The sequence below is a fragment of the Roseobacter sp. GAI101 genome, assembly GCF_000156335.1.
GTDB lineage: Bacteria > Pseudomonadota > Alphaproteobacteria > Rhodobacterales > Rhodobacteraceae > Sulfitobacter.
The window spans coordinates 3,743,664-3,757,834 of the sequence record NZ_DS999213.1 but is presented as its reverse complement, the minus strand read 5'-3'; the positions used below and the strand labels follow the sequence as shown (position 1 = coordinate 3,757,834).

General features: G+C 58.6%; 14 protein-coding genes and 1 pseudogene. 7 read left to right on the top strand and 8 right to left on the bottom strand.

Annotated elements, in window-relative coordinates; genetic code table 11:
• Positions 1-28 precede the first annotated feature (28 nt).
• Positions 29-1,282 (bottom strand): sarcosine oxidase subunit beta family protein, encoded by a 1,254-nt coding sequence (locus tag RGAI101_RS17790; RefSeq protein WP_037229817.1) that lies wholly within the window; start codon positions 1,280-1,282, stop codon positions 29-31.
• Between the two features lie 135 nt (positions 1,283-1,417).
• On the bottom strand, positions 1,418-2,848 hold the full coding sequence (locus RGAI101_RS17785; RefSeq protein WP_008226505.1) for a Glu/Leu/Phe/Val family dehydrogenase: 1,431 nt from the start codon (positions 2,846-2,848) through the stop codon (positions 1,418-1,420).
• Between the two features lie 372 nt (positions 2,849-3,220).
• Between RGAI101_RS17785 and RGAI101_RS17780 the strand changes: the two genes are divergently transcribed.
• Genes RGAI101_RS17780 through RGAI101_RS17770 form a run of 3 tightly spaced genes read left to right on the top strand, consistent with a single transcriptional unit; the run spans position 3,221 to position 5,747 of the window.
• Positions 3,221-4,651, top strand: a complete 1,431-nt coding sequence (locus RGAI101_RS17780; RefSeq protein WP_008225945.1) for a pilus assembly protein TadG-related protein — start codon at positions 3,221-3,223, stop codon at positions 4,649-4,651.
• Positions 4,648-5,187, top strand: coding sequence for a TadE/TadG family type IV pilus assembly protein (locus RGAI101_RS17775; protein WP_037228698.1), 540 nt, complete (start codon positions 4,648-4,650; stop codon positions 5,185-5,187). The genes RGAI101_RS17780 and RGAI101_RS17775 overlap by 4 nt, the downstream gene beginning before the upstream one ends.
• Entirely contained in the window at positions 5,187-5,747 is a 561-nt protein-coding gene (locus RGAI101_RS17770; RefSeq protein ID WP_008225960.1) for a hypothetical protein, read from the top strand. The genes RGAI101_RS17775 and RGAI101_RS17770 overlap by 1 nt, the downstream gene beginning before the upstream one ends.
• A gap of 72 nt (positions 5,748-5,819) precedes the next feature.
• Here the strand turns inward: RGAI101_RS17770 and RGAI101_RS17765 are convergent, their stop codons facing one another.
• Complete coding sequence (locus RGAI101_RS17765) at positions 5,820-6,332, bottom strand: hypothetical protein (protein ID WP_008228861.1); 513 nt, start codon at positions 6,330-6,332, stop codon at positions 5,820-5,822.
• 139 nt (positions 6,333-6,471) lie between these two features.
• Here RGAI101_RS17765 and RGAI101_RS17760 point away from each other — a divergent pair, with 139 nt between their 5' ends.
• Both RGAI101_RS17760 and RGAI101_RS21330 read left to right on the top strand, forming a co-directional pair.
• Positions 6,472-7,347 (top strand): substrate-binding periplasmic protein, encoded by an 876-nt coding sequence (locus RGAI101_RS17760; RefSeq protein WP_037228696.1) that lies wholly within the window; start codon positions 6,472-6,474, stop codon positions 7,345-7,347.
• Complete coding sequence (locus tag RGAI101_RS21330; RefSeq protein WP_008226104.1) at positions 7,344-9,560, top strand: response regulator; 2,217 nt, start codon at positions 7,344-7,346, stop codon at positions 9,558-9,560. The genes RGAI101_RS17760 and RGAI101_RS21330 overlap by 4 nt, the downstream gene beginning before the upstream one ends.
• Before the next feature lie 71 nt (positions 9,561-9,631).
• On the opposite strand, the gene RGAI101_RS17750 is transcribed toward RGAI101_RS21330, so the two are convergent.
• The 4 genes and pseudogenes from RGAI101_RS17750 to RGAI101_RS22470 form a co-directional block, all read right to left on the bottom strand.
• Positions 9,632-10,150 (bottom strand): periplasmic heavy metal sensor, encoded by a 519-nt coding sequence (locus RGAI101_RS17750; protein WP_008225115.1) that lies wholly within the window; start codon positions 10,148-10,150, stop codon positions 9,632-9,634.
• 3 nt (positions 10,151-10,153) lie between these two features.
• Positions 10,154-10,501 (bottom strand): hypothetical protein, encoded by a 348-nt coding sequence (locus RGAI101_RS17745; protein ID WP_254655288.1) that lies wholly within the window; start codon positions 10,499-10,501, stop codon positions 10,154-10,156.
• Positions 10,488-11,084, bottom strand: coding sequence for an RNA polymerase sigma factor (locus RGAI101_RS17740; RefSeq protein ID WP_037229804.1), 597 nt, complete (start codon positions 11,082-11,084; stop codon positions 10,488-10,490). The genes RGAI101_RS17745 and RGAI101_RS17740 overlap by 14 nt, the downstream gene beginning before the upstream one ends.
• A gap of 228 nt (positions 11,085-11,312) precedes the next feature.
• Positions 11,313-11,675 (bottom strand): annotated as a pseudogene (locus RGAI101_RS22470) (EF-hand domain-containing protein); the annotation flags it as partial.
• Between the two features lie 325 nt (positions 11,676-12,000).
• Here RGAI101_RS22470 and RGAI101_RS17735 point away from each other — a divergent pair.
• On the top strand, positions 12,001-12,402 hold the full coding sequence (locus RGAI101_RS17735) for a DUF983 domain-containing protein (RefSeq protein ID WP_008225207.1): 402 nt from the start codon (positions 12,001-12,003) through the stop codon (positions 12,400-12,402).
• A 50-nt stretch (positions 12,403-12,452) separates the two neighbouring features.
• Entirely contained in the window at positions 12,453-13,148 is a 696-nt protein-coding gene (locus RGAI101_RS17730) for an NUDIX hydrolase (protein WP_008225381.1), read from the top strand.
• 65 nt (positions 13,149-13,213) lie between these two features.
• Here RGAI101_RS17730 and RGAI101_RS17725 read toward each other — a convergent pair whose 3' ends face one another.
• On the bottom strand, positions 13,214-14,131 hold the full coding sequence (locus RGAI101_RS17725; RefSeq protein ID WP_008227962.1) for a DMT family transporter: 918 nt from the start codon (positions 14,129-14,131) through the stop codon (positions 13,214-13,216).
• Positions 14,132-14,171: the final 40 nt, after the last annotated feature.

The following is a 14,171-nucleotide window of genomic DNA, read 5'->3' as shown; positions in this document are numbered from 1 at the left end:
CAAATCCAACCCCATGCCCAAAGCGCCATCAATGAAGGTTATGCTGAGAACCGGTGCCCTCTTCATCCATCAGGCCAACCCCGTTGCGGAACCGGTCCAGCCGGTATTTCGCCGCAGGCGCATGGTGGTTTCCCGTGGCCATCAGGTGGGCAAAACTGAACCCCGACCCCGGCACCGCCTTGAACCCGCCGTAACACCAGCCGCAATCAATGAACAAACCCTTGGTATCGGTCTTGTCGATGATCGGGCTGCCGTCGGGGGTCATGTCCATGATACCACCCCAACTGCGCAGCACCTTGGCCTTGCCGATCATCGGCATCAGGGTCATGCCCGCCTCCATCACATGTTCGGCCATGGGCAGGTTGCCCCGACTGGCGTAGGAAGCATAGAAATCCAGATCGCCGCCAAAGACCAATCCGCCCTTGTCGGATTGCGAGATATAGAAATGCCCCATGCCGAAGCTGACCACATGGTCGATACACGGCTTGAGGCCTTCGGTCACAAAGGCCTGCAAGACGTGGCTTTCGATCGGCAGGCGCATCCCCGCCATGGCCGCGACCTGACCTGACCGCCCCGCGACAACGATACCGACCTTCTTGGCGCGGATCGCCCCGCGCGTGGTTTGAACACCGCGGACCTGGCCGTTCTCGATATCGATGCCTGTGACTTCGCATTGCTGGACCAGATCAACGCCACGATCTGAGGCACCGCGCGCGTATCCCCAAGCCACCGCGTCGTGCCGCGCCGTGCCGCCGCGCGGGTGCAGCAGGCCGCCATAGATCGGAAACCGCACATTGTCGAAATCCAGATAGGGCAGATGTTTGCGCACGCCATCGCGATCCAGCAGCACGGCATCATCGCCTTGATTGATCATCGCATTGCCGCGCCGCGCAAAGGCGTCGCGCTGGCCGTCGGAATGGAACAGGTTGATCAGACCGCGCTGCGAATGCATCACGTTGTAGTTCAGGTCTTCTTCAAGCCCCTCCCACAGCTTCAGCGAATGGGAATAGAATTCGGAGTTCCCCTGAAGAAAGTAATTCGCCCGCACGATGGTCGTGTTGCGGCCGACATTACCCCCGCCGAGGTAGCCCTTTTCTAGAACGGCGATATTCGTCAGGCCGTGTTCCTTGGCCAGATAGTAGGCGGTGCTCAGCCCGTGACCGCCACCGCCAATGATGATCGCATCATATTCGGCCTTGGGTTCGGCATCGCGCCAATGCGGTGCCCATCCCTTGTTTCCGGTCAATCCTTCGCGCAGCACGCGCAATCCTGAAAACCGCATTCCGTTCTCCCAGCCCATCCGCCTTGGTTGTCACTCAATCAACTCCGGAGACAAGGTGCAATGGCTGGAAAAGGGATCGGCGGCAGTTTGCGTCGCGGACAGGTCTGTCCGCGACAGTCTTTCATCAATTCCGGCCTACAGACCCTTGGCGCGGTAACTTGCCGCAACCTTGGTAATGCTCACCAGATAGGCGGCGGTGCGCAGATCCGTCACGTCATCGCGGTTGTGCCAGATATCGGCCATGGACCGGTAGGCATCGACCATCGTGTCATAAAGACCTGATCGCACCAGCTCCAGTTCATCCGCCCCGCGCAGGTACTTGTCCTTGAAGTTCGGGCTCAACTGCCAACCCACGCCGCTGTCCGCGCTCAACCGTTCAAGCTCGTCCACCAAAAGCTGGTGACGGCTTTCCTCGTTGCGGCGCTGCATCCGGCCGAACCGGATATGGCTCAGGTTCTTGACCCACTCGAAATATGACACCGTCACACCGCCTGCGTTGGCATACATGTCGGGAATAATGACCACCCCCTTGTCGCGCAGGATTTCATCGGCCCCCGAGGTCACAGGACCATTCGCCGCCTCGACGATCAGCGGTGCCTTGATCCGGTCGGCGTTGCCCAGGTTGATCACCCCTTCCAATGCGGCGGGGATCAGGATGTCGCAGTCCTTTTCCAGAACCGACGCCCCGTCTTCGATCAGCGTGGAATCGTGATAGCCCTTGATCGTGTCATGCTTGGCAATCCAGTGATGCACCGCTTCGACGTCCAATCCCGTTTCGTCATACAAGGCCCCGTCGCGTTCAATGATCGCTGTGATCAGGCAGCCGTCTTCCTCGCTCAGGAACTTGGCGGCGTGATAGCCGACGTTGCCCAGCCCCTGGACGATGACCCGCTTGCCTTTCAGCTTGCCCTCAAGACCCGCTTTCGCCAGCCCCTTGGCGTCCTTGAAAAACGCATGCAGCGCGAATTGCACCCCGCGACCCGTTGCTTCGGTCCGGCCATGGATGCCGCCGGCATTGATCGGCTTGCCCGTCACGCAGGCCACGCCGTTGATATCCGTGGTGTTCATGCGCTTGTACTGATCAGCGATCCAGGCCATCTCGCGTTCGCCTGTGCCCATGTCGGGGGCGGGCACGTTTTGCGCGGGGTTGATCATGTCGCGTTTGATCAGCTCATAGGCAAAGCGGCGGGTGATCAGCTCAAGCTCGTGTTCATCATAGGCACGGGGATCAATGCACAACCCGCCCTTTGATCCGCCAAAGGGCGCTTCGACCAGCGCGCATTTATAGGTCATCAACGCCGCCAGCGCTTCGACCTCGTCCTGGTTGACGCCAAGACTGTACCGGATGCCGCCCTTCACGGGTTCCATATGTTCCGAATGCACGGACCGATAGCCGGTGAAGGTGTGAATTCCCCCCCGCAGGCGCACGCCGAAGCGCACCGTATAGGTGGCGTTGCAAACACGAATTTTCTCTTCAAGCCCGGAAGACAGATCCATCAGGCCGACGGCCCTGTTGAACATCATGTCTACGCTTTCGCGAAAGCTTGGTTCGGTACTGTCGGTCATTTGGTGCTCCTGTTTGGCGAAGTGACCTGAATTGAATGCGATTCACCGCGCCTTATCTTGAACATGCCCCCCGCAGCTTTAGAACCCGTAAATCCCCTCCGACTGTAGTTTTTGCCCATTATTTAGGCGAAAAGAAAACTTTGAGCCAAAGGGAATCACCCCGCTGCGCTCAAACTCTTGCGCCGACGCCGTCGTCCCCCAGCCCTCAAGCGCGCCCCTGGACCGGTTGGGATGACGGACGAAGCGGGCCAAGTATGACCTTATTTCAAGGTTTTCGCCCTATTTCGGCCATTTTCGAAAGGCATACGGTGTCTGAACCGCACTCTCTGATGGGTCAGAAGGCCACGGAGTCCGCGTAAAGAGGAACATGGGATGTCTTTATTCAAACCAACAGAAGCCTGGGTCCGATCCACGCTTGGGGTTAGGCTTGGGCGCTTTGCCCGTCACGAAGATGGCTCCATCACGATTCTTACCATCTTCATCATCATTATGATGGTCATGGTGGGCGGCATACAGCTTGATTTCATGCGCCACGAAATGGAGCGCACAAAGCTGCAGGCGGCGGCAGACCGTGCGGTACTTGCGGCGGCAGACCTGGATCAAACTTTGGCACCGGCTGATGTCGTGGACGAATATTTCGCCAAATCGGGCATGTCCGATTACCTGAGTTCGGTGACGATAGAGAACGGCCTGAACTTTCGTACGGTGACGGTCAAAGCCAATAACGAAATGAAAACCCAGTTTCTGGGAAGATTCGGTTTTCCGACGCTGGACGTGCCTGCTCTCAGCAAGGCTGAAGAACGTGTTGAGAAAGTCGAAATCTCGCTCGTGCTCGATGTCTCCGGCTCGATGAAGAATAACTCGAAACTGACGACCATGAAGGATGCGGCAAAAACCTTTATCGACACGGTTTTGCGCCCCGAGACAAAGAACAACGTCTCGCTTTCTTTGATCCCCTATTCCGAACAGGTCAATGTCGGGCCTGATATCTTCAACGCACTTTGGGTCGATACGCGCCACGACTTTTCATATTGCATTGATGTGCCCGATGGCCATTTCGTTCAAACCCAGATGACGCCCGGCTTTCCCTGGGACCAGACGCAGCATTTCCAGTGGAACACCTATTCAATAGAATCCGGATATCAGCAGAACACCCTTCATGACACCGTCTGCCCTCGTGCAGTGTACGAGCGTGTGCGCCCGATCAGCCAAGACGGCCCGTCATTAAAGGCACAGATAGATTTATTCCAGCCCCGTGCCGGTACGGCCATCTACATGGGCATGAAGTGGGGCACAGCGCTGCTCGACCCGAGCTTTCGTGAGACAACGGCGTCCCTTGTTTCGGATTCTGTTGTTGAATCAACATTCGCCGACCGTCCTGCCGACTACAGTGATCGAGAGACGCTCAAGACCATTGTACTGATGACCGATGGCCAGAACAGCAATTCGCAGCGCATCTCGACTGCGTATTATAACAGCAGCAGCGAGGTCGTTCACTGGTCCAAATGGAACTTCAACTATTACCTGAGCCAATACATAAAAGAAAAAGATTGGCACAGATATTACTATACCCGCTACACAGCGGAAAAAGGCAACACGTTGATGGACAACATCTGCAGTGCTGCAAAGGACGAAGGCATTGTGATCTGGACCATCGGCTTCGAAGTCAATGATACAGGGGCCGACGTCATGAAGAAATGCGCCTCCTCGCCCAGCCATTTCTTTCGGGTTGAAGGAGTGGAACTGACTGACGCGTTCAGCGCAATCGCAAGTCAAATCAACCAATTGAGACTGACACAATGATCACCCGTTGCTTGGAAGCGCTGCGGCGCTTTCGCAAAGCAGAAGACGGGTCGGTTTTCCTGATTGAGTTCGTCATCATCTTGCCGATTATCTTTACGGTCTTCATGATGTCGGTCGACATGAGCATGGCGTCGCTGCGCCAGGTGCACCTTGACCGTGGCCTTGAACAGGCCGTCCGCTTTATCAGGTTGAACACCAGCACGCCGATGACCCATGACCAGATCAAGAACATGGTCTGCGACCGCGCGGGCAATCCCGGTGACTGCGCTGCGACGCTGCGCCTTGAGATGGTAAACGTGAATCCGCGCCAGTTCTCCCAGATGAATCCGACAATCGATTGCGTGGACAAATCCCTGCCGATCGAACCGGAACGTGGGTTCGCCTTGGGCAAACAACACGATCTGATGCTGCTCCGGGCTTGCCTGAAATTTGATTCGATCACCACGTTCCTTCCACTGGGGTTCAACTTCATCAAAGACGGGAACGGTCAGGGAAGCGTCTACGCCATCTCGGCCTTCGTACAGGAGCCAAGCTAATGTGGCAGTCACTATCAGCACGCCTCAAGCTTAGCGATTTCCGCCGCAAGGAAGATGGCAGCGCGTCGCTCGAGGCATTGATCATGGCCCCCGCGATGTTCTGGATTTTCATGGCGATGTTTTCGTTCTTTCACACCTATCAGGAATACAGTGTGAACCAGAAAACGGCCTATACGCTCAGTGATATGATTTCGCGCGAAACCCTGCCGCTGGATGGTCTGTATATGGACGGCTTGCAGGATATGCTGGGCTACATGACCCATTCAACGGGCGACCCCGCAATTCGGGTCACATCCCTGAAATACAACGCGACCGAGAAACGGTTCTACGTTCACTGGTCCCGTGTCCGCGGATCGGTGACGCCCGTGTCCGATGCAGACGTCGCGACCTGGACGTCGCGCGTGCCGATCTTGGCCGATGGTGAATATATCGTCATCACCGAGACTTTTACAAAATTCGACCCGCCGTTCAAAGTCGGGCTGCTGCGTCAGGACATTGATAACTTCGTCTTCACCCGACCACGCTATGCGCCGCGTGTGCTGTATGAAGGCAGCGTATGACCCCGCCTCTGGCCTGATCCAAAAAAACAACCGCCCCTGCACATATTGCGGGGGCGGTTTTGCATTGGGCCTTCAAAGGTCGCGGGTTGCCATGATCGTCGCGATCGCCTCGGACATGTATTTCGTCTGACGGCCAGGCGTCATGCCGCCAATGCCGATCCGCCGCCCCATGCGCCACCACAGACCGGGACGCCACACGCGGTCCCGGCCGGTACCTGCCTTGGTCCGCAGCAAGAACCCGTTCGAAGGTTTGAAGGCGAATACGCCACGATCCATATGTTCGATGTCTTCGACCCGGGCAATGACCGTACCGTCACTGTCGCGCAGCACGGTCGAGGTCAGTTCGATCGCACTGCTGGTGGCGCGGCGCATCCTCTCTGCCATCCAGATGGCACCGACGCCCAGAATAATCAGAACCACCTGCCAGCCCAACCCCGGAGAGCTGGTGAAAGCCATGTAGACAAGGAAGACCCCCAGAAATCCCAGCGATAGCAGCCCGGTGTACCGCCGCCCCGCAGAGGCACGCACAGTAGCCAAAACTTCGTCGTTGTCAGGAAATTCGAGGTTCATTGCAAAGCCTTTCATGAGGGTCGCCTTGCGTAGCGTGCCCGGTCACGGTTTGGCAAGCGGAATGCTATTCGTGATCGCTGCCGGTGCGTCCCCTGCCCCGCGTGCGTAAGTGTTGATTTTTTCTGATTTTAACTATACCTTAAGTTGAAATAAAATGATCGCTAGCGTCGCCGCCTTCAAAAAGCACATCGCTAAACTGGGAGGTCAGACGATTTCGGCCCCTATCATTTCTCACGCTCCATCCGATCACGATGCCCTGCAAGGGCCACAGCAGGAACGCGCTTTCTTTCGCGGCGTGATGGGCCCCGCTCTGATCATCGCAATCTTGTTTGTCATCGCTTTTGCCCTGCCTGCCGCGCACGCGCAGGAGACCAGATTACATCTCGCCACCTCGCTTTATCCTCCGAACACCACGCCGGCCAAAGATGGATATATCGACCGTATCGTGACCGAAGCCTTTGCGCGGGCAGACATTGCCTTCGATTATGAAATCACCACGGCACCGCGGGGGTTGTACGGGGCGCTCGCGGGCGAATTTGATGGCTACGTCGCCGCGCCGGTCCTTAAAGCGCCTGCCCTGCAGCCGCTGGTTCGCGTGCCGGAAGTGGTCTTTTCCGGAAAAGGTGGCGGCGTTTACCTGAACGACGCCGTCAAGATCACCACGGTGGCAGATTTCAATTCCTATCGTGTCGGTTACATCAAGGGGTGGAGATTTGTTGAAACGTTGTTGGCAGACCATCCAGATATCTTCGCCGCAACATCCGCCGACCTGTTGCTTGAGATGCTGTTCCAGGGGCGGATCGACGTCGCCTACATGCGCTTTTCACAAGCGCGGGAACTGGCCCGGCAAAGGGGCATCAATGACATTCGTTTCTCTGATTATCGTGTGAACAACGATCTGTTCATGTATCTGCACCCCGAACATGCAGACCTTGCGCCTGTTATGGCCGCCGCAATCAGATCCATGAAAGAGGATGGAACCTTTCAGAACATCGTCGCCACCTCCGAGTTTGGAGGCCCGAAGGAATGAGGCTGCGGTTCTTTCCGGCTGGCATGCGCGGAAAGATCTGGCGTGCGATCCTGCTGCCGATGACGGGACTTATCGTCGTCGCCTGCATCATCCCCGCATTTTTCTATCACGATGCGGCGCAGACCGACCTTGAAAACCGGGTGGATCGCTTGGCCGCGATAAATGCTGTGCCGATCCAAACGCATCTCTGGCAGTACGATCTTGGCACCGTGCAGGAAATGATCGACAGCTATGTCGAACTTGGCGTGATCAGTGCGGCGCAGGTCACAGATGGCCAAGGAATCAACCTGACGGCCGGCCGCTTTGGCCAAAGCGGCGCAGCCTATTCCCTAGAGGTGCCTCTGTTTGGCCAGGGCCAGTCAGGCGCGCGCCAGATCGGCACGATGCGTCTCAAAGCCTCCAAATCCGAGATATGGCAGACCATCCTGTTTCGGCTTAGTGCGACTGTCTTGATCGCGCTTGGCTTTGTGTTCCTGACAGCTTTGGTCATTCTGCGCCTTCTGAACCGCAGCCTGCTGCGGCCCATTCTGCAGATTTCCGACACCCTCAAGGATTTGCCCAAGGACTGGCAGAACCTGAAACTCGACCTGACCGACCGGCATCAGGTGCGACAACCGGACGAACTGACCGTCCTGGTCGACGCGATCCATGCCATGCGCGATCAGGTTCTGGCCGCGCAAATGGCCGGCGAAACCTCCGAGAAAAGACTGGCCCGTGCCGCGAAACTTACCCGTCTGGGGTATGCGTCCTTTGATGTCGCGCAAGATCGCTTTCTGGAATGCGACGAATTCTTTGCCGAAAGCTGCAACATGACCATCGAACAGGTGCTTGCGATGGACGTCAGGCGTGACTTTGTCGGAAACATATTGCGCGACGAGGACCCCGAGAAACTACACCACCACGAACAGATGTTTCGCAATGGCCGGACCGTCGAAACCGTGGTGAAATACAGTTTGGGCAACAACGAAGTCCGCTTTGTCCGGCAGATCCTGCATCCAACGCCCAACCCGGCCACCGACCAACCGGTGGTCGAAATCGTATCACTGGACGTGACCGATCAACACATCGCCGAAGAACAACTTTTGCAAGCGCAAAAGCTTGATGCGATTGGCAAGCTTACCGGCGGTGTCGCCCATGATTTCAACAACTTGCTGGCTGTCATCTCGGGCAACATCGAACTTACGCTTCTGACCCTCGAAAGCCCCAGCGAAAGGTCCTATCTGGAGGTCGCGCTCTCTGCGGTCACCAGCGGCGCGAACCTGACCCACCAACTGCTGTCCTTTGCGCGCAAGCAGCCCCTGTCGCCCGAATCCTTTGATGCCGCGATGGTCATCAAGCAGTCCAGCGCCCTGCTGCGCACATCGGTCGGGGACGCGATCGACCTGGAGATCGTCGCGGGCGGCGGGCTGTGGAAGGCATTTGCCGACCCTGAAAAGCTCAAGACGACACTGCTCAATCTGGTGGTGAACGGGCGTGACGCGATGCCCGATGGGGGTGCCCTGAGCATCGAGGTCAGTAACACGCGCCTTGACCGGGATTATGCCAATCACAACGCCGAGGTCAAAGAAGGGCAATACGTCTGCATCACCGTCACGGATTCCGGACAAGGCATGGGAGACGAGACGATCCAGAGGGCCCTTGAACCGTTTTTCACCACCAAAGGCGTCGGCAAGGGAACCGGTCTGGGGCTGCCCATGGCATTCGGTTTTGCCAAGCAATCAGGCGGCCATCTGAAGATCTATTCTGAAATCGGCAAAGGCACGTCGGTCAAATTGTATCTGCCCCGTTCAAAGACGCAAGACGAAGACAAACGGCCCGACAGGCCCACCCCCCTGCGGGCGAAATTCGAGGGCATGACCGTGTTGATCGTCGAGGATAACACCGATCTGCGCAAGACTTACGGGGCGATGCTTGACCGGATGGGATGCCGTGTGCACAGCGCAGCGGACGGACCATCGGCGGTCGAGATTGCGCAAACCCTGCCCCATGTCGATCTGATCCTCAGCGATGAGGTCCTGCCCGGTGGCATGGACGGCAATCAGGTGGCCAGACGGCTTGCCGAATTTTATCCCAAAGCCGCGGTGATCTTTATGTCGGGCTTTACGGAAAATTCGATCATCCACAATGGACGGCTGGATGAGGGGGTGACGCTTTTGCAAAAACCCTTCACGGCCAACGATCTTGCAGCGGCAATTCTGGCTGTCGAAGGATGATCGTCAACGCGCCCCTTACGCCCCGTTGATTTTGCCCAAATGTTGAAAACGCTGCACAATGGCCCCGCGCCCTAGCGTTTGTCCTTTTCGCGGTCCCGCTTCGGCCCGCGCGCAAGCACCTCTTGCAAGCGGTCGGCATAGGCGTCGCGGGCGGCGGCGTCCATTGATGCAATCTCGGCCAACCATGCGGATTGGGCGGCTTGCTGCACCCCCAAGGTCGCCTCGCGCTGTGTGTCCAGCACGGCCGTGACGCGGGCAGGATCAAAGGGTTCAGCCCGGATCGCAGCCACGGCTTCGGCATACAGCGCACGGCGTGCGGCGCGGCTAGTGGATTTGTCCTGCCTGTCGGCGCGCAGGTTCTTGAAAATCGCGCGGCGTCGGTCGTCGGGCAAGGCTATGATATAGGGCGCGCCAAAGTCATGCCGGCTGGCCCCCGGCCCGCCATGCGGCCCGTCAAACCGATAGGCTGCCCCTGCGACCAGACCGACCACAAGCAGGTTCAGCCCCAGCGACAGACCCAACGCCCATTTCATCCTTTTGTCTTTGCGTGCCAACGGTTGTGCCCCGTTCTTTTCCCCATTCAGTGCCATGCCCTAACCTTCCTCAATGTCCCAGCCAAAGGCCGTCAGCGCGTTCACGCTGTCGTCGCCGATGGTGGCATAAGTGTCCCCGGTGATGATCTGCGCCGCGATTTCCGGCAAACCGCTGGGGGGCGCAACCCCGATCCAAAAGCCCACGGCCGTGGCGGTGATCAGACCGCCCAGGGCCGGTGCCCCGCCAATCGCCTGCCACAGCCCACGCCAGCCGCGCGCAGGGGGGCTTGATTGCAGGGCCAAGGCATCGGCCATCACACGCTCCATCAACCCGGCGGGCATCTGCGGCGGCGCTGCGCGGGCATCTTGGAACAGGCTTTCAAGCATATCTGTGTCAGGTTTTGTCATCATCATATCCTAAGGCGTCACGCTGTCCGCCAAGTCGTTTCGCCAGCGCACGTTTGCCCCGCGCTGTCAGGCTTTCCACCGCCTCGACACCGATGTCGAGGATGGCAGCGATTTCAGGATTGGCCAAGCCGTCAATGTGGCGCAAGACCACCGCCTGCCGCTGGCGGTCCGGCAATGCATCAAGCGCGGTTTGCAGCGCCTCCTGGCGGGCACCGCGCTGTATCTTCGCCTCTGCACTTTCGGTGGGGTCGGTGGGTTCCGCGATGTCTTCCAACGCAACCCCGCGCCCGCGTCTCCGCAAACGGTCGGTACAAAGATTGGCCACCACGCGGTACAGCCACGTCGACACCTTCGCCTCGCCGATCCGCCAGTCCGGCGCGATCTTCCACAGGCGCATCAACGCATCCTGGGTCACGTCCTCGGCCTCGCTACTATCCCCCAACACCCTGAACGCGTGCCCGAAAACGCGCGGCGTCAACTGCACGGTCAAAAGCCGTGCCGCCGCCGCATCGCCCTGCGCATAGCGCAACAGCAAATCGGCATCCGGATCGCCCCCGTCGTCGGCATCGTTGGAAACGTGCATCGTCATCCCATCACGGCTAGCGGGTGCAGGCGCACCATTCAAGCGCGCCTGCACCATGATCTTATTCCGACGCGGGCTTGTCGTCGTGATCCTTGCCGTGGTCCTTGCCGTGCATTTTATGGTCACCATGCCCGGCGCGCTTGCCATGTTCCCCGTGCTTGACATGCCCACCGTGTCCGGCGCGCATGCCACCCATCCGGGCCTGGCGAATTCTTCGGCGCTCACCGTGCCGTCCTTGTCGGCGTCCAGCTTGGTAAACATTTCTTCCGGTGAATGACGACCGGCCATTTCTTCGGGCGACAGCTTGCCGTCCTCATTGGCATCCATGCGCTCCATCATCTTTGCGGACCGCTTGTCCATCCGGCCCTCGCCCATGGCTTGCAGTTCTTCCACCGACAGCGATCCGTTGCCGTCCTTGTCCAGCTTGGCCATCATCCGCTCGGCACGCTCGGTCATGCGGGCTGCTGCAGCGGCCTGCATTTCTTCGGCGGTCAGGAAACCGTCGCCATCCGTATCGGCCTGTGCAAAACGGGCCTGCGCGTGGGCTTTCATCTCGTCCTGGGTCAAAGCACCGTCGCCATTGGTGTCCATCTCGGCAAAGCGGTCCATCTTGGGGCCTGCATCCTTTGCGGTCTCTTGCGCAACCAAGGCGCTGCCCCCCAAAGCAATCAGGCCACTGAGAACTGCGATTTGAATATTTGCTCGGTAAGTCATTTGTTTTTCCTTTGGTGATCTTGGTTTCAACCACGTCTTCTGCGTGGCGATACCGGTTCAAACGGCGCGCCTTAAAACTTCCGTCGGAAAAATATGAAAAAAGTTTGTCAGGCCTGTTTTGCGACATCCCGCCGCAACGCGACACTGGCCCCTTTCATTTGATGTGGTTTGCCCGCATGTAGAGGAGGAACAAGGATACACCATGACCGACCGAACCGTAGAAATTGAACAGATCGACCCGCAGGACCGCAAGCTGTCCACCGCCCTGCTGCGCGGCTGGCGTCGCAAATGCCCGAACTGTGGCGGCGGCGCGCTGCTGAAAAGCTATCTCAAGGTCAATGACAGCTGCACAGCGTGCCGCGAGGAGTTTTTCCACCATCGTGCCGATGACGGTCCCGCCTATATGACGATCCTCGTCGTCGGTCACCTGATGGCACCTATGCTGCACGTCGTATTCGTGAACTGGCGGCCCGAACCTTTGACGCTGTTCACCATCTTTGCTGTTGGCTGCGTTGGATTGTCGCTTTACCTTCTGCCCAGACTGAAGGGGGCCCTGATCGGCTTCCAATGGGCAAAAGGCATGGGTGGATTCGGCAACGGCTGATAGCCGCACCCTTGACGCCTTGGCCCAAACGCAACGGCAAAGGCTGACCTATGACAATCGACAAGACACAAATTCGCAACGCATCGACAGTCATCGTGATTCGCGACCGCTTTGAAAGCCCGCGCATCCTGATGGGTCAACGCGGGTCGAAAGCCGTGTTCATGCCCAACAAGTTCGTGTTCCCCGGCGGTGCCGTGGACAAGGATGACGCCGATATCGCCCTGGCCAGCCCTCTGCCCGAAATGTGCCGCGACCGTCTGGCCGAGGACGCCGATCCCACGCTTGCCCATGCTCTGGCCGTCGCGGGCATCCGCGAACTTTGGGAGGAAACCGGGCTGATCCTGGGCCAAAAGGGCGATTGGCAAGGTACACCGCATGATGACTGGGCAAGCTTTGCCGAACGCGGCTATGTGCCCGATGCCTCCGCGCTGCAATTTGTTTTCCGCGCATTGACCCCTCCGGGCCGTCCGCGGCGTTTTGATGCCCGGTTCTTTCTGGTCGATGCGGACCACATTGCGACGGACCTGGATGATTTCGACGCCGCCTGTGACGAGCTTTCCCATCTGCAATGGGTCGCCCTGTCCGACGCGCGATCCTTCGACATGCCCTTCATCACAGAGGTTGTGCTGGCCGAAGTCGAAGCCCGCGCCAAGGACCTGGCCCCGCCCGCGTCTGTCCCGTTCTTCAAGAACAACGATGAAGAAAGCCTTTTCCTGCGCCTGCGCGGTCGCCCGATGACAGACTGACGCTGCTGGCGTCGCTGTCTTTTTCGAAAAAACGGTCCGGAATTTTGTAAAATTCCGCGCGTGCCTCAGGTGACGAGCACCAGCATCAGGATCGAGCTGACCAGCACTGCCATGCCCGCCCATTCGCGGCCTGTGATTTTCTCGTGGAAGAACAACGTCGACGCCGCGACGCTCAGGATCAGCTCGACCTGCCCCAGTGCCTTGACGTAGGCGGCGTTCTCAAGTGTGAAGGCGATGAACCAGCATAGCGATCCGCCCAGCGACATCAGCCCGATCCAGACCGCGACGTTGCGCGCCTGCCAAACGGCCCCCATCTGGCCGGGCTCCCGCCACCGCAGCCAGACGGCCATGATCAACGACTGCATGCAGACCACCGCCGCTAGGGTCACACCCGCCCGCAGCACAGGCAACTCCGACGTCACCGCCAGCGTTGCGCCCCGGTAGGTGACCGCCGAAATCGCGAACAAAAAACCCGACGCTATGCCCAGCCCTGCCGCGCGATTGCGCAGATCACCAAGGTGGAACCCCGTCGATCCCTTTTTGCCCGAAAGCAACAGCAACCCCACCACACCTAACCCGATTGCGGCAAATCCCCATCCAGTGACGCCTTCGCCCAGGATCAGCCATCCCATCAGAACGGTCAGGATCACTTCGGTCTTCTTGAAGGTGATCCCGACGGCAAAATTGCGTTGCTTGAAAAGCAGGACAACGCACACCGTCGCGAGGATTTGCGCCGTGCCGCCCAGCAGCCCATAGGCCCAGAAGCGCGGGGCCATCTGCGGCAAAGATGTCCCGCTTGCCCCAAGATAGGCGGCCAATCCGCCAATGATAAACGGTGCCGAATACAGGAACCGTGCAAATGTGGCCCCGGCTGCCGAAAGCGTCGCGGTCGCAAGATATTTTTGCAGCATGAACCGCGCGGTCTGAAAGACGGCGGCGGCAAGCGTGACGAGGATCCACAGGTCGGGCAATGCATGTGTCATGCAGCCCCTTATGCGCGTTTCGCGCCGCCTTGCCAGCCTT